Genomic DNA, 24,552 nt, shown 5'->3' on the forward strand with positions numbered 1-24,552 from the left:
CCCCCGGTTAAAGTGAATATTCAATTAGCAATAGACAATTTGGGATTGAATCCTTTTAATTATTGGCTCTATCTTCGCTGACATCTGTAATCAGTAACTTTTATTTCCGGCAATGAAAAAAAACACGTTACTCCTCGCGGGGCTGCTTGGCTTCAATATGGCTATGGCCCAGGACATCAAGCCTTACGGCGCCTTACCATCCAAAGCACAGGTAGCATGGAATGATATGGAATATTATATGTTCATTCATTTCGGCCCTAATACCTTTACCAACAAGGAATGGGGACATGGGGATGAAGACCCGAAAGTATTTAACCCTACTCACCTCGATGCCCGTCAGTGGGCGCGTACCGCCAAGGCGGCTGGTATGAAGGGTATTGTAATCACGGCCAAACACCACGACGGTTTCTGTCTGTGGCCAAGTAAATACAGCACCCACACCGTTCGGGAAAGCGCCTGGAAAAATGGCAAAGGCGATGTGCTCGCAGAGTTATCAGCCGCCTGTAAGGAATACGGCCTTAAGTTCGGCGTATACCTTTCTCCGTGGGACCGCAACCATCCGGAATATGGCAAAGAAGGGTATAACCAGGTGTTCGCTAACACACTCAATGAAGTGTTATCTGGATACGGACCTGTATTTGAACAGTGGTTCGACGGCGCCAACGGCGGTAATATCAAGCAACCGTATGATTGGAACCTGTTTCACAGCGTAGTATATAAAAACCAGCCCAACGCAGTTATTTTCAGCGATGTAGGTCCGGGTTGCCGCTGGGTAGGCAATGAAAATGGCATTGCCGGTACCACTAACTGGAGCACCCTCAATGTAAAAGGATTCGGACCAGGCGTAGCAGCACCAGCTACCAAAGTCCTCAATGAAGGTAATGAGGATGGCGAACAATGGATCCCTGCCGAGTGCGACGTATCCATCCGGCCAGGATGGTTCTACAGCCCTGAAACAAATGACAAGGTGAAGTCGGTTTCTTCCCTGCTCGATATTTACTACGGTTCTGTAGGCCGTAATGGTAACCTGATCCTCAACGTGCCGGTAGACCGTGACGGATTGATCCATCCCAACGACTCTACCCGCCTGATGGAACTGCGCCGGGTGCTGGATGCCTCTTTTAAAGATAACCTGGCAAAGAAGGCGGTGGTAACGGCAACGAATACACGTAACGGCAATGCGGCGGTGAAGGTTGCTCATCTCAATGATGGTACCAACACTACCTACTGGGCTACCGGCGACGATGCCACTACTGCTACTATCACACTTACTTTCAAACAGTCGGTTACCTTTAACCGTATTGTGCTGCAGGAATACATCGCACTGGGACAACGGGTAAAAGCCTTTAGTGTAGAAGTGCTGGAAAAGGGCGCCTGGAAGGAGATAGCGAAAGAAACCACTATCGGGCATAAACGCATTTTACGATTGAGCGATTATACCGCCACACAGGTGCGGATCAATATACTGGATGCCAAGGCGGCGCCGGTGATCAGCGAAGTGCAGTTGTACAAAGCGCCGGGATTGCTGACTACACCGCAGATTACGCGTAAGGCAAACGGACAGGTGATCATCAGCAGTGAGTCGACCGACCCGGTGATCCACTACACCCTGGATGGAAGCGAACCAACGTTGAAATCACCGCAGTACACATCTACCGGAAAAGAAATACTCCTCCCGCAGGGCGGCCTGGTAAAAGCCAAAGCCTTCCTGAAAGGAACCGGCAGTGAAACCACCAAAGCCAGTTTCGACGTAGCGCCCGCCAAATGGACAATCGTTTCCGCCGGTGAAGCTGCCAAAGATCACGACGCTGTAAACGCGATCGACGGTGATAATGCTACCTTGTATGTAACAAAGGATAAAGCTTATCCACATGAGCTGATAGTAGATCTGGGTGAAACACTTTCTTTGAAAGGCTTTACCTACACTCCGGCCGGCGAACGGGGCATTATTTACGACTATGAGTTTTACACCAGCGCAGATGGCAAGAGCTGGGGTACGCCCGCTGCCAGCGGACAGTTTGCCAATATTAAAAACAGTCCTGTGCTGCAAACAGTTCCTTTCAAAGCAAGGAGTGCCCGCTACATCCGCTTCGTTGCCGTATCGCCGGCAGACGAAAAGCAGGTGGCTGCCGCTATTGCTGAACTGGGTGTGGTGACACGGTAACAATACAAGGCGGGCAAATATCCCGCACTGCCAGGCTGACCATCCTGTCCGGATGACACCATTAAGCGGGAAGCTGGTTCAGCCGGTGGCTATATCTAATAAATAAGGGAGATAAGAATGGATATTCCATTTTTATCTCCCTTATTTATTATATTATAATTTAATGTCTTTGGTCTGTCAGAATCAAGGTAATCCAGCTGCTTTTACAGCTGTTTACCCGCTAATCTTTTAATTATCAGTATAAAAAATGACAATATATAATTAGTCGGATCTTTACAATCAGTTTAATCCCGGGAAAGCCGCCCTTCGCGTTTGTTAAAATTCTGTCTTCCCCAAAAAAAATTCGACCATTTAAATGGATATTATTATAACTTTGCGGATAATCTAAAACTAAAGACAATATTTATAACAATTTAACGCTGAACTGAAGTTGGAAAAAACCGCAACTCATACCAACATTTCTGCATATCATCCCGCTTTAAACGAAGGGGTATATTCTGTTGGGTTCAATGTCTTTAGATTTCTTTCCCGACGACCTAGAATTTGATAGCGCTTGTCTAAATATAACCGCTATCGCACCGTGATTCCCCAATCCTCCGGTGATCTTTTCCATTAATGGAATTTCAAGTTAGTTTATTGATTCACGATTTCAATTTAAAAAGTTGGAAAATCAACATATCATCGTTAGGGTAGCCACTCCTGACGATATTCACTATTCAAATATCATCACCGACGAGATGGAGTCATCTGCAAAGGCAAGAGGAACCGGCATTGCGAAGCGTTCCCCTGACTATGTAGAGCTGAAAATGAAAGAGGGTAAGGCCGTGATCGCGCTTACTGAAAAGGGTGATTGGGTAGGCTTCTGCTATATCGAGGCCTGGGGTCATGAGAAATTTGTGGCGAATTCAGGGCTGATCGTTAACCCTGCCTTCAGAGGACATGGTGTAGCCAAGTCGATTAAGCATAGAATATTTGAGTTGTCCAGGGAGAAATATCCCGACGCCAAGATCTTTGGTTTAACAACTGGTCTTGCTGTAATGAAGATCAACTCCGAACTGGGTTACGAACCGGTAACCTATTCCGAACTTACCGACGACGAGGAATTCTGGAAGGGCTGCAGAAGCTGTGTAAACTTCGATATCCTCACCGCCAAAAACAGGAAGAACTGCCTGTGTACCGCCATGCTGTACAATCCGCTGGAGAAACTGAAAGAAGCAGAAGAAAAAGCGATGGCTGACAAAGCCGCCGCAGAAGCAGCGCAGCCGGCACCACAGCCACAGCTCTCCGTAAATGCCAGCGGACACATTCATCACGCCAGACGCCGCCGGAGATTTAAAGGAAATATAAAGCTCTATGAGCGATGGTTACGTTTTAAAAGATTTGTTTTGCTGAAAAGCAAAAAAGAAGGTGGCGCCACCGGATCTAAAAAGAAATTTTTCCTGTTCTGACTACAGGGTTGTCAATATTGTTATCTGGATTTATAAAAAAAGATGTCATAATGAAAAAAGTAGTACTGGGATTTAGCGGAGGACTTGATACTTCCTATTGCGTTAAATATCTGACCGAAGAAAAAGGATATGAAGTGCATTCAGTGATCGTTAACACTGGTGGTTTTTCTGAAGAAGAACTGCAGGAAATAGAAAAGCGCGCTTACAGCCTGGGCGTTAAAAGTCATAAAACTGTTAATGCGATACGTTCTTATTATGATGGCGTTATCAAATACCTCATCTTCGGAAATGTACTGAAGAATAATACCTACCCGCTGAGCGTAAGTGCAGAGCGTATGAGCCAGGCACTGGCCATCGCGGAATATGTGAAGGAAGTGGGAGCAGACGCCGTAGCACATGGTAGCACCGGCGCCGGCAACGACCAGGTTCGTTTCGATATGGTTTTCCATATCATGATCCCGGGCGTAGAAATCATCACCCCGATCCGTGACCTGAAACTGAGCCGTGAAGAAGAAATTTCTTACCTGAGATCCAAAGGTGTGGAAGTAAACTTTGAAAAAGCCATGTACTCTATCAATAAGGGTATGTGGGGTACTTCCGTAGGTGGTAAAGAAACCCTGACTTCCAATGGTATGCTGCCGGAGGCCGCATGGCCTACCCAGCTCACCAAAAAAGAAGAAGAGCAGGTGAAATTAACTTTTGAAAAAGGAGAGCTGACTGGCGTAAACGATAAAACTTTCGGTCACCCGTCTGAAGCCATTCAATATTTACAAACCATTGCTGGTCCGTTCGCTATTGGCCGCGATATCCACGTAGGTGATACCATCATCGGTATCAAAGGACGTGTAGGATTTGAAGCTGCTGCACCGATGGTGATCATCAAAGCGCATCATGCCCTGGAAAAACATGTATTAACAAAATGGCAGCTGAGCTGGAAAGACCAACTGGCACAGTTCTACGGTAACTACATGCACGAAGGACAGATCATGGATCCGGTAATGCGCGACATCGAAGCCTTCCTGCAGAATACCCAGGAGAATGTTTCCGGTGAAGTATTCGTTACCCTCATGCCATATCGTTTCCAGGTAACTGGTATCAGTTCCCCTTACGATCTGATGAGCAGCAAGTTTGGCAAATACGGTGAAATGAACACCGGCTGGAGCGGAGATGATGTAAGAGGATTCAGCAAGATTTTTGGTAACCAGACAATGATCTGGCATCAGGTTAAAAATTCTATCTAAATCAGCAGGCAATGGCAAATGATAAAAAGATAAAAGCAGGAATTGTAGGCGGGGCAGGTTATACAGGCGGTGAAATGATCCGGCTTTTATTAAATCACCCGGATGTTACTATTTCGTTTGTACATAGCCGTAGTAATGCGGGTAATCCGTTATACGCAGTGCATGCCGATTTGCTGGGTGAAACAGAACAACTGTTTACCGGCGAACTGAGCAACGATATTGATGTGATGTTCCTCTGCCTGGGTCACGGAGAATCCAAAAAATTCCTGGAAGCCACCGATGTAGCGGCACATGTGAAAGTGATTGACCTGAGCCAGGATTTTCGTTTAGGCGAAACCGTAAAAGACAGAGCTTTTGTATACGGCTTACCGGAAATGCAACGGGAGTTGATTAAATCCGCGCAGAACATCGCCAATCCCGGCTGTTTTGCTACCGGTATTCAACTCGGACTGCTGCCACTGGCCAAAGCCGGTTTGCTGAAAGAAGTACATACCACCGGTATTACCGGCTCCACCGGAGCGGGACAAAGCCTGCAGGCTACTTCCCACTTCACCTGGAGAGCCAATAATATTTCCACCTATAAAGTGCTCAATCACCAGCACCTGAAAGAAATACGACGAAGCCTGCAGCTGTTGCAGCCAGGCTACCAGGGAGACGTAAACTTTGTACCCGTACGCGGCGATTATCCAAGAGGAATCTGGGTAACCTCGTACCTGCAAAGCGACTTATCTCTGGAAGACGCTGTAAAGCTGTATAAAGACTTTTACGCCGGTCATCCGTTTACGCATGTGAGCGACAAACAGATCGACCTGAAGCAGGTAGTAAACACCAATAAGTGTTTGATTCAACTGGAAAAAACAGGCGATAAACTTGTCATCCATTCCATTGAAGACAACCTGCTGAAAGGCGCTTCCGGTCAGGCTGTGCAGAATATGAATCTCATGTGCGGACTGGAAGAAACGGCAGGACTGAAACTGAAGTCCATCGTGTTCTAAGTGATTCTTTCATCTTTTTAATTTGAGCCAACATGAAACTGTTTGACGTATATCCCGTTAACGATATCATTATAGATAAAGCCTTTGGTTCCCACGTGTGGGACGACAAGGGTACACAATACCTGGATCTGTATGGCGGTCACGCCGTGATCTCCATCGGTCATACGCATCCGCATTATGTAAAACGCCTCACCGATCAGCTGCATAAAGTAGGCTTTTATTCCAATTCTGTGAAGATGCCTTTACAGGAAGAACTGGCCGCTTTGCTGGGCAAGGTGTCTGGTAAGGAAGACTACCAGCTGTTCCTCTGCAACTCCGGTGCAGAAGCCAATGAAAATGCACTGAAGCTGGCCTCGTTCTACAATGGAAGGAAGAAGGTAATTGCCTTTAAGAAAGCATTTCATGGCAGAACTTCCCTGGCAGTAGCAGCTACCGATAATCCAAAGATCGTGGCGCCGGTAAATGAAACAGATAACGTGGTTTTTTTACCATGGGAAGATGAAGCCGCACTGGAACAGGCTTTCCAGCAGCATGAAGTTTCTTCTGTAATCATTGAAGGTATTCAGGGCGTAGGTGGTATCAACGTAGCCAGCGAATCTTTTCTGCGGAAAATCAGAAGTCTCTGCGACACCCACAACGCTGTGTTCATCGCAGATTCCGTACAGTGTGGTTATGGCAGAAGCGGTAAATTCTATTCACATGATTTTGCCGGTGTAAATGCAGATATCTACAGCATGGCAAAAGGAATGGGTAATGGTTTCCCGATCGGCGCTATTATCATTGCACCGAAGTTCCATGCGGTATACGGCATGCTGGGTACCACTTTTGGTGGTAATCACCTGGCTTGTGCTGCTGCACTCGCGGTACTGGAAACTATCCAGGCCGAGAACCTGGTGGAGAATGCCGCTAAAATAGGCGGTTATCTCATGGAGCAGTTACGGACTTTTGATAAAGTAAAAGAAGTAAGAGGCCGTGGTCTGATGATCGGCATCGATCTCCCGGAAGAATTATCCTTTGTGAAAAAAGAACTGTTGCACACGCATAAGATCTTCACCGGTGAAGCAAAACCAAACGTGATCCGTTTGCTGCCTTCCCTGGCGCTGACCCAGGCACATGCTGATCAGTTCCTGGAAGCATTCGGAAAAGCAATCAATAAATAAGTAAACAACCGTCAATGACAGGTAGTGTGCCTTTACATCTTTCCACTACCTGTTTAAAGCCTATAATCGAAATGAAACAATTTATTTCTACAGCAGATGTTCCCAGTGTCCCGCGGTTAGTGGACATTGCGTTGAACTACAAGAAAGATCCTTTCAGGGACAAGGAATTAGGGAAGAATAAAACAGTGGGAATGATATTCCTGAATCCCAGTTTGCGAACACGCTTAAGTACACAGGTAGCAGCAAAGAACCTCGGTATGGAAGCCATCGTATTTAACATTGATAAGGAAGGCTGGGCGCTGGAAATGAATGATGGGGCTATCATGAATGGTAACACCACTGAACACGTAAAAGAAGCAGCGGCGGTAATGGGACAGTATTTCGATATCCTGGCCATCCGCACTTTTCCGGGTTTGAAGAATAAAGAAGAAGATTATACCGAGAAATATATTAACCAGTTCATCAAGTATGCCGGTGTACCGGTAGTAAGCCTGGAAAGCGCTACCCTGCACCCTTTGCAGAGCTTAACAGACGTGATCACTATCAAGGAAAACTGGCCGCACGCCCGTAAACCTAAAGTGGTACTCACCTGGGCGCCTCACGTAAAGGCTTTGCCACAGGCGGTTCCCAACTCCTTTGCACAATGGATGAACGCATGGGGAGAAACTGATTTTGTGATCACACATCCGGAAGGCTACGAACTGGATGAGAAATTTTCCGGCAACGCACACATTGAGTACGACCAGGATAAAGCCTTGCAGGATGCGGATTTTGTGTATGTGAAAAACTGGTCTTCCTACAAGGATTACGGCAAGATCACCTGCACGGATCCTTCCTGGATGTTTACCAATGAGAAACTGGCGCTGACCAATTCTGCCAAAGTGATGCACTGCCTGCCTGTTAGAAGGAATGTAGTGATTGCAGACGAAGTACTGGATGGACCCAACGCCATCGTTATCCCGGAAGCGGGTAATCGGGTATGGGCTGCCCAGGCGGTTTTGAGTGAAATACTGAAAGGATAATGATGATCGACTTATTTATCATAAAAGTAGGCGGAAACGTCATCGATAACCCGGCATTGCTGCAAAGCTTCCTTGAGAAGTTTGCAGCAATTCCCGGTAAAAAGATTCTCATCCACGGCGGCGGTAAAATCGCTACCCGTATCGGTGATAAACTGGGGATCGAATCGAAATACGTAGATGGACGACGCATCACCGATGCAGATACCATCGACGTGGTAACCATGGTATACGGCGGTTTGGTAAACAAGCAACTGGTGGCCAAATTGCAGTCTCATGGCTGCAATGCGATCGGCTTAACCGGCGCTGATGCCAACATCATTCCCGCAGTAAAAAGACCGGTGAAAGAAATTGACTACGGATTTGTGGGCGATGTATATACGGAGAAACTGCATACCGGTCCGCTGAAAGCGTTACTGGATACTGGTGTTACACCGGTATTTGCACCGCTTACCCATGATGGGAATGGACAGATCCTGAATACCAATGCAGATACCATTGCGTCTTCCCTGGCCATTGCTTTATCCGAACACTACAGCGTGCGCCTGATCTATTGTTTTGAAAAGAAAGGTGTATTGCGTGATTCGGCAGATGATAACGCTGTGATCAATCTCATCAACAAAGAAATTTACCAGCAACTGCTGGCAGAAAAAATATTGACAGACGGGATCCTGCCCAAACTGCAGAATGCTTTCGGGGCAATCGATAATGGCGTAAAAGAAGTGCTGATAGGACATGCAGACGATGTGTTGAGTAATACAACTCCGAAAGTGGCAGGCACCCTAATATGCTAACCTATGTGGAACGAAAAACTATATGATGTGGCGGTGGCCCTGCTGAAACAGATGATCGCCACCCCTTCATTAAGCCGCGAAGAAGACGGCACCGCGCAACTGATCAGTGAATTCCTGACGGCCATGGATATTCCGCATGAGCGGCATCTCAATAATATCTGGGCCCTCAATAAACATTACGATCCCTCCAAACGTAATATACTCCTGAACTCCCATCATGATACCGTAAAACCTAATCCGCAATATACCCGCGATCCTTTTAGTCCGGATGTGGAAGACGGAAAGCTGTACGGCCTCGGTAGCAATGATGCGGGTGGTTGCCTGGTAAGCCTGATTGCGACGTTCCTGCATTTTTATCACCGGAGCGATCTGAGTTATAATATTATTTTGTCTGCTACCGCAGAAGAAGAAATCAGCGGCTCCAACGGCGTGGAAAGCATTTTATCGAAGCTGCCTGCCATCGAATTTGCCATCGTGGGAGAGCCCACGCTCACCCAGCTGGCGATCGCGGAAAAGGGCCTGATGGTACTGGATTGTACCAGCTATGGCAAAGCCGGTCATGCTGCACGTGAAGAGGGCGAAAATGCCCTGTATAAAGCATTGCCCGATCTGAACTGGTTTAAAGACTTCCGCTTCCCGAAAGTATCGGAAACACTGGGCCCGGTGAAGATGAGCGCCACGGTGATCAACACCTCCAATAAAGCACATAACGTAGTGCCGGCCGACTGCTCCTTCGTGGTAGACGTGCGCGCTACGGATCAATATACACTCGAGGAACTGCTGGAAATTATCAAAGCCAATGTATCCTGCGAAGTAAAGCCAAGGTCAATGCGTATGCGGCCTTCCTTTATCCCGATGGATCATCCGTTTGTACTGGCAGGCGTGAGCGTGGGTAAAACCTGCTATGGATCGCCTACCACTTCCGACCAGGCGCTGATTCCCGCTACCTCGGTAAAAATGGGGCCTGGCGATTCCGCCCGCTCCCATACCGCAGATGAATATATCCATCTGCACGAAATTAAAGACGGTATCCAGAGTTATATCCAGTTACTTGAAATGATCCAGTAATATGAATTTTGAGCCTGTTTTGGAAAATAAGCGCGTTTTGCTGCAACCTTTGCAGCTGGAACATGTGGATGCACTACTGCCGGTGGCATTGGATCCTTCCCTGTGGACGGTACAGCTGACGAAGCTGGAAACCCGGGAGGATCTGGAAAAATATATCCGGAAAGCATTGGCCGACCGGGAAGCCGGAGTGTCCATGCCTTTTGCGATCTTCGATAAAGAGGCGAACCGCTTTGCTGGGTCCACCCGTTATATGGAGATGGTATTGCCCCATAAACGCGTTGAAATCGGCTCTACCTGGATTACCCCTGCACTGCATGGTTCGGGGCTGAATAAAGCCATGAAATTCGCCATGCTGCAACATGCTTTCGAAGTGATGGAGCTGAACCGTGTCGAATTCAAAACAGACGAACTGAATACGCAGTCGCGTAATGCCATTCTCAGCCTCGGTTGTACCCAGGAAGGCATTTTCCGCCGGCATATGATCACCAGCACAGGAAGAGTACGCAACACCGTTTATTTCAGTCTTGTGAAAGAAGAGTGGCCGGAAGTAAAGCAACGTGTTTTTGGTAAATATGATTTTTAATTTCGCGCCGGCAACCGGCGTGGAAAAACTATAGTATTATGAAATTGTGGCAAAAAGATAAAGCCTCCTTAGCGGCGGTGGAACAGTTCACCGTAGGAAAAGACCGTGAAATGGACGCCTTCCTGGCCCCGTTTGATGTGCTGGGTTCTATGGCACATATCACCATGCTGCAAAGTATAGGATTGCTGGAAGCGGAAGAACTGACGATCTTAAAAAAAGAACTGAAAAATATCTACCAGGAAATCCAGGAAGGCAACTTCAAACTGGAAGATGATGTGGAAGATATTCACTCACAGGTAGAACTGCTGCTCACCCGCCGTTTGGGTGAAGTTGGCAAAAAAATCCACAGCGGCCGTTCCCGCAACGACCAGGTTTTAGTAGATCTGAAACTCTTCCTGCGTCATGAGTTACAGACCATGACAGAAGAAGTACTGGCCCTGTTCCATTTGTTACAACAGAAAAGCGAGGAATATAAAGCACACCTGATACCGGGTTACACCCATCTGCAAATCGCCATGCCATCCTCTTTCGGATTATGGTTCGGCGCTTATGCAGAGAGCCTGGTAGACGACCTCACCATGTTGCAGGGCGCTTATAAAGTAGTGAACAAAAACCCGCTCGGCTCTGCTGCCGGTTATGGTTCTTCGTTTCCCCTCGACCGTGAGTTGACCACCGCACTGCTGGGTTTTGATTCCCTCAATTACAACGTGGTATACGCACAGATGGGACGCGGTAAAACGGAAAAAATCGTCTCTTTTGCACTGGCAGGCATCGCGTCTACCATCGCAAAAATGGCCATGGACGCCTGTATGTTTATGAACCAGAATTTTGGCTTCATCAGTTTCCCTGATGAACTGACCACCGGTTCCAGTATCATGCCGCATAAAAAGAACCCGGATGTATGGGAACTGATCCGCTCTCATGGCAATAAATTACAGGCATTGCCCAATGAAATTGCGATGATGATCACTAACCTGCCATCCGGCTACCACCGTGATCTGCAGCTGCTGAAAGAAAACTTATTCCCCGCCTTCCAGACACTGAAAGATTGTATCCGCATGAGCCGCCTGATGCTGGAAAATATCCGCATCAAGGAAAATATCCTCAACGATGAGAAGTACCAATATCTCTTCAGCGTGGAAGTGGTGAATAACCTGGTACTCCAGGGCACCCCATTCCGGGAGGCTTATAAAAAAGTAGGTATGGATATCGAAAACGGTACCTTCTCTCCTGATAAGGACGTGAAACATACACATGCCGGAAGTATCGGTAACTTATGTACCGAACAGATTGCAGGCCAGATGGATGCGGTGGTGAAAGGTTTTCCTTTTGAAGCGGTGGATAAAGCACTGGAGAAATTGCTGAACAGCTAATATCATTATAGTAAAAAGAAAAAGGGTGATTGACTTTACAAAAGTCAATCACCCTTTTTCTTTTTATCTCCGGTAACTATAAACCGATCGTAATTCCTGCAAAGAAATTAATACCCGCCATTGGGTAATAATAACTGTAGTACGTCATTTTATTATTGTCGGTATCAAAACTGCTGTAAGTACTTCCATTCGGGGTGTACTTTACATCGAAAATATTATTCACCATAAATTGTAACCCGAGCTCACGGAATAACGGTTGCGGCACAACGTAATTGACGCGCAGGTTATTCACGAAGTATGGATCCAGGCTGCCTGCTTTATTGGAGGTATTGTCCATATACTGGCGGCTCACATATTTACCCAGTACGTCTACGTTCAGGTTCTTTATTGGTTTCACGGTCAACGTGAAACCACCCACGAAAGCAGGAGAGAAGGAGATATCTGTTTTATTGAATACTATGGTATGTTCGTGTTCTACTGCATCATAGCTCACTGCGTGATAGTCCAGTACTTTGTTCTGGCTCAGCGCCGCATTGGCGGCTAAACTCGCGATGCTGCCCAGTTTCACGGTACCATTTACTTCTACGCCCATGCGGTAACTTTTCGGGATGTTGGTGCGCACATAAGCGCCTACATCGGTGAGTTTACCGGTTTGCACAAGTTGGTTTTTGTAATTCATGTAATACACATTCGCCTGGATAGCGGCGATATTGTTATTCCAGGAATAACCTGCTTCCACATCGCGTAATATTTCCGGTTTAGGTTCCGCTACGCCATAGTTGCTTTCAAAGTCAACCCGGTTAGGTTCTTTATGCGCAATGGCGATGGAAGCAAATACGCGGTTGGTAGGATTCAGCTGATAGGAAATACCTGCTTTAGGATTTACGAAATTGTAATTCTTATGTGCAATGTATGTTGGTGCAGCTTCGAAGCCATCCATATTGTACATGATGTTACGGTATTGTACATCCGCGAAAATGCTCAGTGCAGTAGTGAGTTTATACTCTCCTTTCCAGTAGATATTGAAATCATTCTTGGCAGCCGGATAGCGATAGTATTCCTGGTCTTTATCGATGCCTGTTTGTGCCCAGATGATTTTGCCGTAGTGGTCGCCGGTATAGCGGTTCCAGCCGCCGCCCAGGCTCCAGTTGAATTTGTCGCCGGTACGGTTGATGGAAAATACGGAACCATAGAAGTAATTATCCAGCCACAGCTGGCGTACGAGATCAGTAGTGGCTAATGTATCGCCGTTGGTAATGGGGCCGATTAAACCGTAATCCTTGAACGCCTGGTTGTGTTTATATTGTTCGTAGTAGCCGCGCCCGCGTGTGAGATGCAGGGCTACGTTGAAATTGAGATGCGGATTAATTTCCTGGTTCAGGAACAGCTGGTAGTGATCCTGTTGATAATTATCTGTTTCGTTATTGTAAGGCGTACCAGATTTATCTGTTCCGGCAGAATTGTAGGTGCGGTCTGTTTCCAGGAGGTCCTGTGGCACACCGTTCCAGGCCTGGTAGGTTTTTTCTTTTCCGGAGAACACATTCAGCCTTATCGCTGTTTTTTTAGCGATATAGGCGGCGGATGTATAGAAAGAGCGGAGGTCGGAAGTGGCGCGGTCGATATAGCCGTCTGATGAAACTTTGGAGAGGCGTGCATCGATGGTGAAGTGATCATTGATGAGGCCGGAACCTGCTTTCACAGTATGTTTCCAGCTATTGAAAGAGCCGTAGCTGTTGCTGATTTCACCGTATGCTTTTTCGTTGAATTCGTTGGTGCTGAGGTTCAGCGTGGCACCAAATGCACCTGCGCCATTGGTGGAAGTGCCTACGCCGCGTTGCAGTTGTACACTGCTTAAGGAAGAGGCGATGTCCGGCATATTCACAAAGAAGGTGCCTTGTGATTCTGCGTCATTTATCGGGATACCGTTTACTGTGACATTGATACGGGTGATATCGGAACCGCGTACGCGCATGCCGGTATAGCCGATGCCGGTGCCGGCGTCTGAGTTGGTTACCACGCCTGGCTGCTGATCCAGCAGGATCGGCAGGTCCTGTCCGAGGTTCTGTTTTTTGATGTCTGCGGCAGTTAAAGTGGTATTCACAAATGGTGAATTTTTACCTGCACGGAGACTGCTGATTTCCACTGGTTTTACAAGCAGGGCCGTCGTTTCCAGTGAAATATCAGTTTGTTGGGTACCGTTGTGTGCACTGATGGAAGTGTTAAACGTTTTGAAACCGATAAAGCTGGCAGTTAAGGTATAGGTTCCCTTTTTAGGGAGAGGAATACGGTAGTGTCCTTTACGGTCGGTGAGTGCACCGGTTTGGTTGACAGAGATGGTAACTCCTTCCATTGGCTGGCCGCTGGTTTTATCGGTAACGGTACCGGTAACCACGGACTGTGCATGTAAAGCGCCCGCTATTGCTAGCAGCACTAATAACATTAGCTGTTTCATTTTAAATATCCTGTTTTCTGTTAGTTCATTCCTAACCAGCATTACCTGGTCCAGGTTCATTGGGTGTGATCTCAGCCTGAAAGTAAGGCACCCCATGTATTGCGTTATTGCAAAGGTATACTTGTCTCTTTTAATAAACAGAAATAATTTTTCCGGTAGCAGGAAATTTGCTAATTTCCGTAGATACTTCTCTCAGTCATCTTTTATAAATTTTTAATCATTTAAATCTTTATTTCTGATGATCAAACTTCAGTTTATCGGGCATCTTGGCCGCGATGTAGTGAAAAAAGAAGTCAACGGTACCACCGTGTACAATTTTCCGGTAGCGGTAAATGAGCGTTTCAAAAACGCGCAGGGCATACTGGAAGAAAGGACCACCTGGGTGGACTGCGCACTCTGGGACAAGGGAAACGTGGCGCCTTATTTATTGCAGGGAGTGATGGTGTATGTAGAAGGGGCTCCAAAAGTGGAGGCCTATGTAAGTACCACCACCGGTGCAATGGGATGTGCGTTAAGAGTCCGGGTGTTTTCGTTACAGTTACTCAGCCGTAAGGAAGAGGAAAAACGGAAAGCAACGGTCGCAGAAGTGCCCGTACCAGAGGCAGAGCTTGTTCAGGAACAGCCCGCTGACGATCTTCCATTCTAACAATGTATGAAGCATTCCAATATGAAAGCCAACCGTTTACGGTTGGCTTTTTATGTTTTTTCTAAAAAAGATTTGGAGCGAATCAAAATAATTGTATCTTTGCACCCTCATTGCGAGGTAGAGCAGAGGTAGCTCGTCGGGCTCATAACCCGAAGGTCAGTGGTTCGAATCCGCTCCTCGCTACAAAATAGTACGTCAGCGTACATAAAAAAATTAAGAGCCGAAGAAATTCGGCTTTTTTTATTTCGGTAAGTTTGAGTTGTGAACAACAACATCACCAGGTTTAATTGTCATCATGCATAAGGCAGGTTTTGTAAATATTTTTGGTAAGCCCAATGCGGGAAAAAGCACGTTGCTCAACGCCATCATCGGCGAGAAGCTGGCTATTATTTCCCCCAAAGTGCAAACCACGCGGCATCGTATCACCGGGGTATTAACAGACCCGGCGTATCAGATCGTTTTTTCTGATACACCAGGTATTATTGATCCCAAATACAAGCTGCATGAGAAAATGATGGGTGCGGTAAAATCGGCCCTTGAAGATGCAGATGTGGCATTGCTGATCATGGATTCGAAAGAATCTATGGAAGAAAACCTGGAACTGTTTGATTCACTGAAACTGAAAGTACCGATCATCCTCATCCTGAATAAAATGGATAATATCCTGAAAGAGGATATGGAGGTGTTGATAGAACGCGCCAAAGCCTGGGGCAAAGCAGCAGCGGTGGTGCCGGTGTCTGCTATGCAGAAAAAAGGTATAAAGGAACTGCTGGCAGAAATAGTGGCCCTGTTACCTAACGGCAATCCGTTCTATCCGGATGATACACTAACGGATAAGTCTACACGCTTTTTAGTGGCAGAAATGATCCGTGAAAAAGTGTTCCAGCTATTTGAAGAAGAAATTCCTTATCATACTACCGTAATTGTAACACAATTCCAGGAGAAGGAAACACTGACAAAAATTACTGCGGAAATAATCGTCACCCGGGACACCCAGAAAGGAATTATTCTGGGAGAAAAGGGCAAATCCATCCGTGAGCTGGGCACTTTAGCCCGGCAGGAAATAGAGAAATTTATTGAGCGGAAAGTATTCCTGGAACTGTTCGTAAAAGTACGCGGCAAATGGCGCGACAACGATACTTTCCTGAAGGAATACGGATATTAATCATTGAAAAATTCCTGGATGTATTATCCAGGTTAGTACGACAAAATATAATAATAAAATGGCAGGATTTACAGTAGCTATAGTGGGTCGCCCTAACGTAGGCAAGTCAACGTTGTTCAATCGTTTACTGGAACAACGCAAGGCCATCGTGGATGACCAGAGCGGTGTAACCCGTGATCGTCAATACGGTATTGCCGACTGGAATGGCAAAACTTTTAACGTAATTGATACCGGCGGATTTGTATCCAACAGCGATGATGTATTTGAGCGGGAGATCCGTAAACAGGCCAAAGTGGCCATGGAAGAAGCCAATGTGATCATCTTCATGTGTGATGTAACCACTGGCATCACCGACCTGGATGCAGATGTGGCAAACATTCTGCGCCGTACCTCCAAACCGGTTTTCCTCGCAGTCAATAAAGTAGATAACAGCCAGCGCCAGCTGGAAGCCACAGAATTTTACAGCCTGGGCTTTGAACATATTCACTTCCTGTCTTCCATGACCGGCAGCGGTACTGGCGAATTACTGGATGATGTAGTCAGCTACATCACACCGGATATGGAAGATGCAACATTGGAAACTGATATTCCAAAGATTGCGATCATCGGTCAGCCGAACGTGGGAAAATCTTCCCTGTTGAATGCACTCGTTGGTGTAGAGCGTAATATCGTTTCTGATATTGCCGGTACTACCCGCGATACCATTCACACCCGTTACAATATGTTCCAGAAAGATTTCATGCTGATAGATACCGCTGGTATCCGTCGTAAAACGAAAGTGCATGAAGACCTGGAATTTTATTCTGTGATCCGTGCCATCAAAGCGGTGGATGAATCAGATGTGGTGATGTTGCTGCTCGATGCAGAAAAAGGTATCACTGCACAGGATCTCAGCATTTTCAGTCTTGCTGCACGTAAAGGAAAAGGGGTAGTAGTACTGGTGAACAAATGGGATCTCGTAGAAAAGCAGACCAACACGGCGCGTGACTACGAGAAACAACTGAAAGAACGCCTGGCGCCATTCTCCGATGTGCCTATCATCTTTACTTCCGTAACAGAAAAGCAACGTATTTTCAAAGCCATTGAAACGGCGCTGGAAGTATATGACAACCGTCAACGCAGGATCCAGACTTCCGTACTGAATGATGTATTGCTGAAAGCAATTGAAGCATACCATCCTCCGGTAGTAAGAGGTATTCCTATCCGTATCAAATACGTAACACAGATTCCTACACATACACCAGCTTTTGCGTTTTTCTGTAATCTTCCGGATGATGTGAAAACACCATACCGTAACTACCTTGAAAATCAGATCCGTACGAAATTTAATTTCACAGGTGTACCGTTGAAGATCTTCTTCCGTAAAAAATAAATAATAGACCGAAAAGAAGGATTCAGATTTTGTATTTTATAAATTTTGCATACCTTTGCGGCGGTTTTAAAAAATAAAACAACTTAAAAATGAAAAAATTATTCGTATTCGCTGTTGCTGCCGGTATGTTCTTCGTTGCTTGTAACGGTGGTAGCACTCCTGCTACTGATTCCGTTGCTACTGCACCAGTAGACACTATGAACGCTGCTCCAGCTGCAACTGCTCCAGTTGATTCTGCTGCTCACGTTGATTCTGCTGCTACTGTAGCTCCTGCTGCTGATTCTGCTGCTGCAACTCCAGCTAAGTAAGAGTATTATAACACATAATATATCTTTCTTGCAAGAAATTAAAAAGGCCATCGCATATGCGGTGGCCTTTTTGATGTATAATGATCTTACAGATTAATCTTCCAGTATACTCGCCAGGTTCATTAACTCATCCTGTTTGTACGCATCTTTATCATCCCGGAAACATTTGGCCAGTTCTTCCAGCAGAAATTGCACAATACGTTTATTGGATTGCGGTTTAAAGTAGGAGGGAACCGATGGTACAGACACTCTTTTCAGGTAGGTATCCACATCCTGCTGGGTATAGATTTGCCCCTGTATAGGATCTATAAAAAACAGGATCCGGTGATCATCCGGTGATACCGGTGTGGAAAAATCGATGTAGCTGTCGAAATACGCCAGGATAAACTGACGGGGTATATTCACCGCATACACCGGTAAATCCAGCATGGCACAAAGGCTCTGGTAGATGATCCCGTTGGTAACAGGATTACCTTTTTTGGATTCTACCACCTGGTTAATAAAAAACTGATTTTTACGCTGGTAGGAAACCTCTTCGCCTTTCAGGCCGAAGTAGTTATAGATCATGCTGTTGAGCACATTGATCTGTTCCAGTGGTGTCAGGTAGTTATTGAGTTCCAGCCAGATATTGCGTTTAATACGGTCTATCTCTGCAATGATCTGTGCATCCATTAAATCAGGGAACTGGTACCTGGCCGCCAGGATGGCGCCCTGCATCAGGTCCTGCGTTTCTGAAAGTCCCCATACACGCAACGCTGCCTGTAAATCCTGGTAATGTACCCGATGTATCAGCAGTTCTATCCTTTCCTGGATAGACTCGTCTATTGTATTCTCCCACAAATTCTCCAGGTTCGGGATGATATCTTTACCGTACAGCAATATCTTACTGGCAACCGTATCAAATACCTCCAGATCCGGATCATCCAACAGGTGGAACAAAGCGTTTATTTCTCTGTTTTCGTTCATACCATTATTATGATCATGTGGCAATCATCAAATAATGTGATCCTGTTGGCAAATTAAATAATAAGCATATCAATCACACTGCAGTTATTATCATTGCCTCCATTTTTCAGCATATTCTTACCACTGCGTTATTCGGCTTTCTTCTTCCTCGGTGGCGCCTTTTTCTTTGGTGGATTGGCTTTGACGTCTTCTATGATCGCCTTGGCTTCTTCTACCGTTAAATCAGCCGCGTTATCAATTTTTTCTTTCGGTATTTTATAGTTCTTCAGACCTTGCTTGATGTAAGGACCATACGGGCCTTTCAATATCTGGATCTTTTCCTTTTCAAATATTTTGATGGTGCGTTCGTCCTTTGCAGTACGTTTCTCTGCAATCAACGGCGCTACTTCGTCCAGTTCCACGGTATAAGGGTCCATTTCCTTTTTCAGGGAATAGAACTTCTTATCATGCTGTGCATACGGACCAAAACGGCCAATGTTCACAATCACATCTGTATCCTCAAACTGGCCCAGGTTACGCGGCAGTTTAAACAGTTCCATCGCTTCGTCCATGGTGATGGTTTCGATGCTCTGTGTAGCCTTTAATTTGGCAAACCGCGGCTTCTCTTCATCTTCCACACTGCCTATCTGGATCATCGGACCATAACGGCCCATTCTCGCTACAATAGGTTTACCGGAAGCAGCATCCACACCCAGCGGACGTTCTCCTTTTACACGCTCTGCATTTTCCAGGGTGTTTTCCACATCTTTATGGAAAGGAGAATAGAATTCACTGATCATGGTATTCCACACTTTTTTACCGCTGGCAATTTCATCAAACTCTTCTTCAATCTTGGCGGTAAAGCCGTAGTCCATCACGTTATTGAAATACTGGTTCAGGAAGTCGGTCACAATCATACCCAGATCTGTCGGGAACAGTTTGGATTTCTCTGCGCCGGTATTCTCTGCATCCGTTAATTTGGTGATCTTATCTGCTTTAAGGGTCAGGATGCGGAAATCTCTTTTCACGCCTTCCTTATCTCTTTTTTCTACGTAGTTACGTTTCTGAATAGTAGTAATGGTGGGTGCGTAGGTAGATGGACGGCCGATGCCCAGCTCTTCCAGTTTCTTCACCAGGCTGGCTTCCGTATAACGCGGCGCCGGGCGGGAGAATCTTTCAGTAGCTTTCATTTCCTTCAGATCCAGGGATTGTTTTACAGCCAGTGGCGGTAAAGAACCTTCCTGCTCTTCGGTTTCGTCTTCATCATCATGGCTCTCCATATATACTTTCAGGAAGCCATCGAATTTCAGTACTTCTCCACTGGCGCTCAGCTCTTCATGGTTGGTAGAGATATCGATCTTAGCGATGGTTTTTTCCAGTTCCGCATCAGCCATCTGACTGGCTATGGTGCGTTTCCAGATCAGTTCGTACAGTTTGCGGGTATCGCTGTCATCTACCGTGGTGTTTTCCATGTAGGTAGGACGGATGGCCTCATGCGCTTCCTGTGCGGACTCATTTTTATTCTTGAACTTCCGGTGCTGGTGGTATTTATCACCAAAACTGGTTTTAATAGCTTTTTCGATTTCACTTACTGCGGTATCGGAGAGGTTGACGGAATCCGTACGCATGTAGGTGATATTACCGCTTTCATACAGCTTCTGGGCCAGCAACATCGTTTTGGAAACACTGTAGCCCAGTTTACGGCTGGCTTCCTGTTGCAGGGTGGAAGTGGTGAAAGGCGCTGCGGGCGATTTCTTACCCGGTTTTACCTGTATATCTTTTACGGTATAGGCGGCTCCTACGCATTGTTCCAGGAACTTCTCCGCGTCTTCGGCGGTTTTGAACTTACCAGGACCATCTGCTTTAAAGGAAATGCTCTTACCATTTATGTCTTTACCAGTGAAATAAGCTTCTACCTTAAAGGTGCTGACAGAGCTGAAATTGTTGATTTCCCTTTCTCTTTCAACGATCAGCCTTACTGCTACCGATTGTACGCGGCCGGCAGACAGGGAGTTACGCATGCTCATCTTACGCCACAGTACCGGGGAAATTTCAAAACCCACGATACGGTCCAGTATACGGCGCGCCTGCTGGGCGTTTACCCGGTCCATATCCAGTTTGCGTGGATGCTGTACCGCGTTTTCGATGGCAGGCTTGGTAATTTCGTGAAATACGATTCTTTTGGTAGTCTTGGGATCCAGGTTCAACACCTCACACAGATGCCAGGAAATAGCCTCCCCCTCACGGTCCTCATCCGTTGCCAGCCATACCTCATCGGTATCCTTCGCCAGCTTCTTCAGTTCCTTTACTACCTTTTCCTTGTCTTCCGGGATCACATACTTAGGCTTGAAGTTATTCGCTATGTCTATCCCCATGTCATCCTTCTCCAGATCACGGATGTGACCGAAGCAGGACTTGACTTCGAAGTCTTTGCCCAATATTTTTTCGATGGTCTTGGCTTTCGCCGGGGACTCAACTATAACTAAATTTTTTGCCATGTATGCTTCTTTAATATGCTGCTAAATACGCAAAATTCTGTAAAATAATTACTTCAATGAATTTCGCAATAATATAAAATTATATTGATATTGGTCAGTTTGCCTAAAATAGTTTATCTATCCTTAAAGGGGTTGATACGCATTTAAAAGTTTTAACCAGCTATCCGTTATCTGCCAATTGTCTGTTTTTGTCATAAAAAAAGATATAAAAAGGGATGGTGGTCCAGCGAATATACCTACTTTTCAAGGTGACAGGCCCGGGGGCAAACAGACATTAAGACAAATAAAGATAATGAAACTATATATAGATATGGTAAAAGTCCGGCCAGTTGACCTTTTCGGCCGGTTAACCGGGGAAAAGCATCCGGAGCGCCTTTAAAACACGTATATTAGAAACCACGAATCAGATCGATACCGGCGGTTTGTTATTTTAAAATAAATTATAATGGATATAGTTATTGTTGGCACTGGGAATGTTGCACATTGTTTCGGACATCTCTTAAAAATCCATGGTCACCAGGTAAAACAGGTGATCAGCCGTCAGAAGGAGCATGCGAAAGAGCTGGGCGAGATGCTTCATGCAAGCTATACAGACGATCTGCAGGATATCAGCATGGACGCGGATGTGTACCTGCTGGCGGTAAGCGACAGCGCCATCCCTGAACTGAACGATCAGCTCCGCCTGGGCAAACGTATGGTGGCACATACTGCAGGTGCAGTTCCCCTGAGCGCCATCTCCCGGATATCCTCCAACACAGGGGTATTATATCCTTTACAATCGATCCGCAAGGAGTTAAAGAGCTACCCGCCCATCCCCGTGATGCTGGAAGCCAGCAACGACGAAGTGCTACGGCGTCTGCAATCGCTGGCGCAGAGTATATCCGGCAGCGTCACCATCACTTCTTCCGAACAACGGCTGAAATATCACCTCACCGCTGTACTCTGTAATAATTTCACCAATCACCTCATCGCACAGGCAAAAGCCTATTGTGAACGGGAGCAGCTGGACTTCACCCTGCTGCAACCTATTATAAAGGAGACCTTCGACCGGCTGGAGAAATTCCCGCCGGAATCGGTACAAACCGGTCCGGCCCTGCGCCAGGATGAAACTACCATGAACCAGCACCGGGAATTATTGGCCGGTGATCCCTATCTGCAACTGGTTTACCAGGTGATGTCTGATGCTATTTACCAGTTCCATAATAAATAGAGAATAAGTGTTTGTTAATGCGTAATTGGCTATTTTTGGCCCCATGAACGTATTGGCTTTATTTAAATCTATCACCACCTTTGTGCTGGATGTGGATGGGGTACTCACAGATGGCACCCTGCAATTGCTGCCGGGAGGAGAAATGTCCCGCAGAATGAACATCAAGGATGGCTACGCTTTGCAACTCGCAGTGAAAAAAGGATACCGTGTAGTCATTATCTCCGGAGGAAAATCAGAGAGTGTGGTCAGCAGGTTACAGGGACTGGGCATAAAAGATATTTACACCGGCGTACATGATAAGCAGGAGAAACTGCAGGATTATGTTTTTGAGAATGATCTTCGCTGGGACGAGATACTATATATGGGAGATGATATCCCGGACTATCCGCCTATGCAACTGGTAGGCCTGCCCACCTGCCCCGCAGATGCTGCCGCTGAAATAAAGAGTATTTCCAGGTATATTTCCCCGTTGCCCGGAGGCCATGGATGCGTGCGGGAAGTCATGGAAAAAGTATTGAAACTGAATGGACATTGGTTAATGGACGAAGGAATAGCATCGAAATAATAAAAGGAAAACACTATGAAGCTCTGGGCTGCATTTTTTAAACTGATCAGGTATCCAAACCTGATATATATAGGCCTTACTCAGTTTTTACTGCAATACTGTGTAGTAGAACCGGTATTGCGCAGCTCCGGTGAAGAACCGTCTCTGCCCGTTCCCCAGTTTGTTTTACTCAGTTTGTCTACCATCCTGGTAGCAGCTGCCGGTTATATTATCAATGACTATTTTGATATCAACATAGACATTGTGAATAAACCAGACAAAATGGTGCTGGACAAAATTATCAGCCGGCGCTGGGCCATGGCCTGGCATACCATGCTGAACCTGGCCGGCGTATCCCTGGGTTTCCTGGTAGCCTGGAAAACCGGGCAGTTCTATCTTGGGTTTACCCAGGTGATCTGTTCCCTGCTCCTGTGGTTTTATTCCACCTCTTTTAAAAGACAGGTATTGATCGGTAATGTGGTGATTTCCCTGCTTACTGCGTTGGCCGTGGTAGTAGTAGGATTTTACGAAAAGCAGATCTATCATAGCTTTGAAGCCATTATGTCGGCCACCGGCCGGAAACTGATCCAGATTATCGGGGTGTATGCATTGTTTGCTTTCCTGATTTCTATGGTAAGGGAAATAGTGAAAGACCTGGAAGATATGATGGGCGACAGCAAAGACGGTTGCCGTACCATGCCTATCGCATGGGGAGTGCTGGCCGCGAAACGTTTTTGTAATGGGCTGTTGCTGGCGCTGATCATCATTATCCTGCTCGTGGAAATCCGTGTATGGATACTGGGTTGGTATGTGGCTATCGGCTATCTGTTCCTCTTTGTGCAGGTGCCTTGCGCTTACATCTACCTGCAGTTGAAAAAAGCCAGCTTACCGGAACATTACCACAAAGTAAGTTCTCTTGTAAAAGTGATCATGCTCACGGGCATTTTATCCATGATATTCTTTAAAATTTATTTATAGAGATGAATAACGCAACGGTTATCCTGGCTTCGCAGTCGCCGCGCAGAAAGCAGCTGCTGGAACAGGCCGGCATTCCTTTCGAAGTGAAGGTGGTAGAAACAGCAGAAACATTTCCTCCTGAACTGGCTATCCCGGAGATCCCCGTGCATATTGCCCGTCAGAAAGCAGATGCAGTAAAGGAACTTTGCAGCCAGACGGATATTATCATTGCAGCAGATACAGTGGTGGTGCTGGACGATACCATTATCGGCAAACCGAAAGACCGCGAAGATGCGATCGGTATTTTGTCGCGCCTGAGTGGCCGCGAGCATCGTGTCATCACGGGTGTGATTATCCGGCGGGGCACAAAGGAAGTGGCTTTTTCAAAAATTACAGCAGTACATTTCAAACCGCTGACAACCGCACAGATCACGTTTTACGTAGACCATTACAAACCTTTTGATAAAGCGGGGGCCTATGCGATCCAGGAATGGATTGGTGCGGTAGGCATCGACAGCATTAACGGTTGTTTCTATAATGTAATGGGGCTTCCGGTTAGCAGGGTGGTGGAAGAACTGGCTGCCTTTAACTGATTTAAATACGAACGGCG

21 protein-coding genes and 1 tRNA gene are annotated in these 24,552 nt (G+C 46.3%); 19 read left to right on the plus strand and 3 right to left on the minus strand.

Annotated elements, in window-relative coordinates; genetic code table 11:
- Positions 1–112 precede the first annotated feature (112 nt).
- The 10 genes from BMW79_RS09955 (at position 113) to argH (ending at position 11,845) form a co-directional block, all read left to right on the plus strand.
- A complete protein-coding gene (locus BMW79_RS09955) occupies positions 113–2,164 on the plus strand; it encodes an alpha-L-fucosidase (protein ID WP_089893921.1) in 2,052 nt (683 codons plus the stop codon).
- A 662-nt stretch (positions 2,165–2,826) separates the two neighbouring features.
- Complete coding sequence (locus BMW79_RS09960) at positions 2,827–3,612, plus strand: GNAT family N-acetyltransferase (RefSeq protein ID WP_089893922.1); 786 nt, start codon at positions 2,827–2,829, stop codon at positions 3,610–3,612.
- 50 nt (positions 3,613–3,662) lie between these two features.
- Positions 3,663–4,853 carry an argininosuccinate synthase gene (gene argG / locus BMW79_RS09965; protein WP_245752453.1) on the plus strand — a complete coding sequence of 397 codons (1,191 nt, stop codon included), beginning with the start codon at positions 3,663–3,665 and terminating at the stop codon, positions 4,851–4,853.
- A gap of 11 nt (positions 4,854–4,864) precedes the next feature.
- On the plus strand, positions 4,865–5,848 hold the full coding sequence (argC, locus tag BMW79_RS09970) for an N-acetyl-gamma-glutamyl-phosphate reductase (protein ID WP_089893926.1): 984 nt from the start codon (positions 4,865–4,867) through the stop codon (positions 5,846–5,848).
- A gap of 32 nt (positions 5,849–5,880) precedes the next feature.
- Positions 5,881–7,008: an aspartate aminotransferase family protein gene (locus BMW79_RS09975; protein ID WP_089893929.1), complete on the plus strand. Its 1,128-nt coding sequence runs from the start codon at positions 5,881–5,883 to the stop codon at positions 7,006–7,008.
- 71 nt (positions 7,009–7,079) lie between these two features.
- The gene (locus BMW79_RS09980; RefSeq protein ID WP_089896852.1) at positions 7,080–8,030 is read left to right on the plus strand and encodes an N-acetylornithine carbamoyltransferase; all 951 of its coding nucleotides are present in this window, start codon (positions 7,080–7,082) and stop codon (positions 8,028–8,030) included.
- The gene (gene argB / locus BMW79_RS09985) at positions 8,030–8,821 is read left to right on the plus strand and encodes an acetylglutamate kinase (protein WP_317042878.1); all 792 of its coding nucleotides are present in this window, start codon (positions 8,030–8,032) and stop codon (positions 8,819–8,821) included. The genes BMW79_RS09980 and argB overlap by 1 nt, the downstream gene beginning before the upstream one ends.
- Before the next feature lie 3 nt (positions 8,822–8,824).
- Complete coding sequence (locus BMW79_RS09990) at positions 8,825–9,889, plus strand: M20 family metallo-hydrolase (RefSeq protein WP_089893932.1); 1,065 nt, start codon at positions 8,825–8,827, stop codon at positions 9,887–9,889.
- 37 nt (positions 9,890–9,926) lie between these two features.
- The gene (locus BMW79_RS09995; protein WP_177192107.1) at positions 9,927–10,472 is read left to right on the plus strand and encodes a GNAT family N-acetyltransferase; all 546 of its coding nucleotides are present in this window, start codon (positions 9,927–9,929) and stop codon (positions 10,470–10,472) included.
- A 38-nt stretch (positions 10,473–10,510) separates the two neighbouring features.
- On the plus strand, positions 10,511–11,845 hold the full coding sequence (argH, locus tag BMW79_RS10000; protein WP_089893938.1) for an argininosuccinate lyase: 1,335 nt from the start codon (positions 10,511–10,513) through the stop codon (positions 11,843–11,845).
- A 76-nt stretch (positions 11,846–11,921) separates the two neighbouring features.
- Here argH and BMW79_RS10005 read toward each other — a convergent pair whose 3' ends face one another.
- Positions 11,922–14,297: a TonB-dependent receptor gene (locus BMW79_RS10005; protein ID WP_089893941.1), complete on the minus strand. Its 2,376-nt coding sequence runs from the start codon at positions 14,295–14,297 to the stop codon at positions 11,922–11,924.
- 238 nt (positions 14,298–14,535) lie between these two features.
- Here BMW79_RS10005 and BMW79_RS10010 point away from each other — a divergent pair, with 238 nt between their 5' ends.
- The 5 genes from BMW79_RS10010 (at position 14,536) to BMW79_RS10030 (ending at position 17,788) form a co-directional block, all read left to right on the plus strand.
- On the plus strand, positions 14,536–14,943 hold the full coding sequence (locus tag BMW79_RS10010; RefSeq protein ID WP_089893944.1) for a single-stranded DNA-binding protein: 408 nt from the start codon (positions 14,536–14,538) through the stop codon (positions 14,941–14,943).
- Between the two features lie 111 nt (positions 14,944–15,054).
- Positions 15,055–15,126, plus strand: a tRNA-Met gene (locus BMW79_RS10015).
- A gap of 112 nt (positions 15,127–15,238) precedes the next feature.
- Positions 15,239–16,108: a GTPase Era gene (gene era / locus BMW79_RS10020; RefSeq protein ID WP_089893947.1), complete on the plus strand. Its 870-nt coding sequence runs from the start codon at positions 15,239–15,241 to the stop codon at positions 16,106–16,108.
- 58 nt (positions 16,109–16,166) lie between these two features.
- Positions 16,167–17,480, plus strand: coding sequence for a ribosome biogenesis GTPase Der (der, locus tag BMW79_RS10025; protein ID WP_089893950.1), 1,314 nt, complete (start codon positions 16,167–16,169; stop codon positions 17,478–17,480).
- 89 nt (positions 17,481–17,569) lie between these two features.
- Positions 17,570–17,788: a hypothetical protein gene (locus tag BMW79_RS10030; RefSeq protein ID WP_089893953.1), complete on the plus strand. Its 219-nt coding sequence runs from the start codon at positions 17,570–17,572 to the stop codon at positions 17,786–17,788.
- A 93-nt stretch (positions 17,789–17,881) separates the two neighbouring features.
- Here BMW79_RS10030 and BMW79_RS10035 read toward each other — a convergent pair whose 3' ends face one another.
- Positions 17,882–18,754, minus strand: a complete 873-nt coding sequence (locus BMW79_RS10035) for a transglutaminase-like domain-containing protein (RefSeq protein ID WP_089893956.1) — start codon at positions 18,752–18,754, stop codon at positions 17,882–17,884.
- A gap of 128 nt (positions 18,755–18,882) precedes the next feature.
- A complete protein-coding gene (topA, locus tag BMW79_RS10040) occupies positions 18,883–21,231 on the minus strand; it encodes a type I DNA topoisomerase (protein ID WP_089893959.1) in 2,349 nt (782 codons plus the stop codon).
- 445 nt (positions 21,232–21,676) lie between these two features.
- Here topA and BMW79_RS10050 point away from each other — a divergent pair, with 445 nt between their 5' ends.
- Genes BMW79_RS10050 through BMW79_RS10065 form a run of 4 tightly spaced genes read left to right on the plus strand, consistent with a single transcriptional unit; the run spans position 21,677 to position 24,535 of the window.
- A complete protein-coding gene (locus BMW79_RS10050; protein ID WP_089893965.1) occupies positions 21,677–22,441 on the plus strand; it encodes a Rossmann-like and DUF2520 domain-containing protein in 765 nt (254 codons plus the stop codon).
- Positions 22,442–22,484: 43 nt separating this feature from the next.
- Positions 22,485–23,006 carry a KdsC family phosphatase gene (locus tag BMW79_RS10055; RefSeq protein ID WP_089896854.1) on the plus strand — a complete coding sequence of 174 codons (522 nt, stop codon included), beginning with the start codon at positions 22,485–22,487 and terminating at the stop codon, positions 23,004–23,006.
- Positions 23,007–23,021: 15 nt separating this feature from the next.
- Positions 23,022–23,963 carry a geranylgeranylglycerol-phosphate geranylgeranyltransferase gene (locus tag BMW79_RS10060; protein ID WP_089893978.1) on the plus strand — a complete coding sequence of 314 codons (942 nt, stop codon included), beginning with the start codon at positions 23,022–23,024 and terminating at the stop codon, positions 23,961–23,963.
- Between the two features lie 2 nt (positions 23,964–23,965).
- Positions 23,966–24,535 (plus strand): Maf family protein, encoded by a 570-nt coding sequence (locus BMW79_RS10065; RefSeq protein WP_089893981.1) that lies wholly within the window; start codon positions 23,966–23,968, stop codon positions 24,533–24,535.
- The last annotated feature ends 17 nt before the right edge of the window (positions 24,536–24,552 follow it).

This window comes from Chitinophaga arvensicola, from assembly GCF_900110835.1.
Classification (GTDB): Bacteria; Bacteroidota; Bacteroidia; order Chitinophagales; family Chitinophagaceae; genus Chitinophaga; species Chitinophaga arvensicola.

Bases quoted from the DNA above. Each gene is read 5' to 3' on its own strand.
- BMW79_RS09955 (WP_089893921.1), top strand. From the start codon at position 113: ATGAAAAAAAACACGTTACTCCTCGCGGGGCTGCTTGGCTTCAATATG.
- argG (WP_245752453.1), top strand. From the start codon at position 3,663: ATGAAAAAAGTAGTACTGGGATTTAGCGGAGGACTTGATACTTCCTAT.
- argC (WP_089893926.1), top strand. From the start codon at position 4,865: ATGGCAAATGATAAAAAGATAAAAGCAGGAATTGTAGGCGGGGCAGGT.
- BMW79_RS09975 (WP_089893929.1), top strand. From the start codon at position 5,881: ATGAAACTGTTTGACGTATATCCCGTTAACGATATCATTATAGATAAA.
- BMW79_RS09980 (WP_089896852.1), top strand. From the start codon at position 7,080: ATGAAACAATTTATTTCTACAGCAGATGTTCCCAGTGTCCCGCGGTTA.
- argB (WP_317042878.1), top strand. From the start codon at position 8,030: ATGATGATCGACTTATTTATCATAAAAGTAGGCGGAAACGTCATCGAT.
- BMW79_RS09990 (WP_089893932.1), top strand. From the start codon at position 8,825: ATGTGGAACGAAAAACTATATGATGTGGCGGTGGCCCTGCTGAAACAG.
- argH (WP_089893938.1), top strand. From the start codon at position 10,511: ATGAAATTGTGGCAAAAAGATAAAGCCTCCTTAGCGGCGGTGGAACAG.
- BMW79_RS10005 (WP_089893941.1), bottom strand. From the start codon at position 14,297: ATGAAACAGCTAATGTTATTAGTGCTGCTAGCAATAGCGGGCGCTTTA.
- BMW79_RS10010 (WP_089893944.1), top strand. From the start codon at position 14,536: ATGATCAAACTTCAGTTTATCGGGCATCTTGGCCGCGATGTAGTGAAA.
- era (WP_089893947.1), top strand. From the start codon at position 15,239: ATGCATAAGGCAGGTTTTGTAAATATTTTTGGTAAGCCCAATGCGGGA.
- der (WP_089893950.1), top strand. From the start codon at position 16,167: ATGGCAGGATTTACAGTAGCTATAGTGGGTCGCCCTAACGTAGGCAAG.
- BMW79_RS10030 (WP_089893953.1), top strand. From the start codon at position 17,570: ATGAAAAAATTATTCGTATTCGCTGTTGCTGCCGGTATGTTCTTCGTT.
- BMW79_RS10035 (WP_089893956.1), bottom strand. From the start codon at position 18,754: ATGAACGAAAACAGAGAAATAAACGCTTTGTTCCACCTGTTGGATGAT.
- topA (WP_089893959.1), bottom strand. From the start codon at position 21,231: ATGGCAAAAAATTTAGTTATAGTTGAGTCCCCGGCGAAAGCCAAGACC.
- BMW79_RS10050 (WP_089893965.1), top strand. From the start codon at position 21,677: ATGGATATAGTTATTGTTGGCACTGGGAATGTTGCACATTGTTTCGGA.
- BMW79_RS10055 (WP_089896854.1), top strand. From the start codon at position 22,485: ATGAACGTATTGGCTTTATTTAAATCTATCACCACCTTTGTGCTGGAT.
- BMW79_RS10060 (WP_089893978.1), top strand. From the start codon at position 23,022: ATGAAGCTCTGGGCTGCATTTTTTAAACTGATCAGGTATCCAAACCTG.
- BMW79_RS10065 (WP_089893981.1), top strand. From the start codon at position 23,966: ATGAATAACGCAACGGTTATCCTGGCTTCGCAGTCGCCGCGCAGAAAG.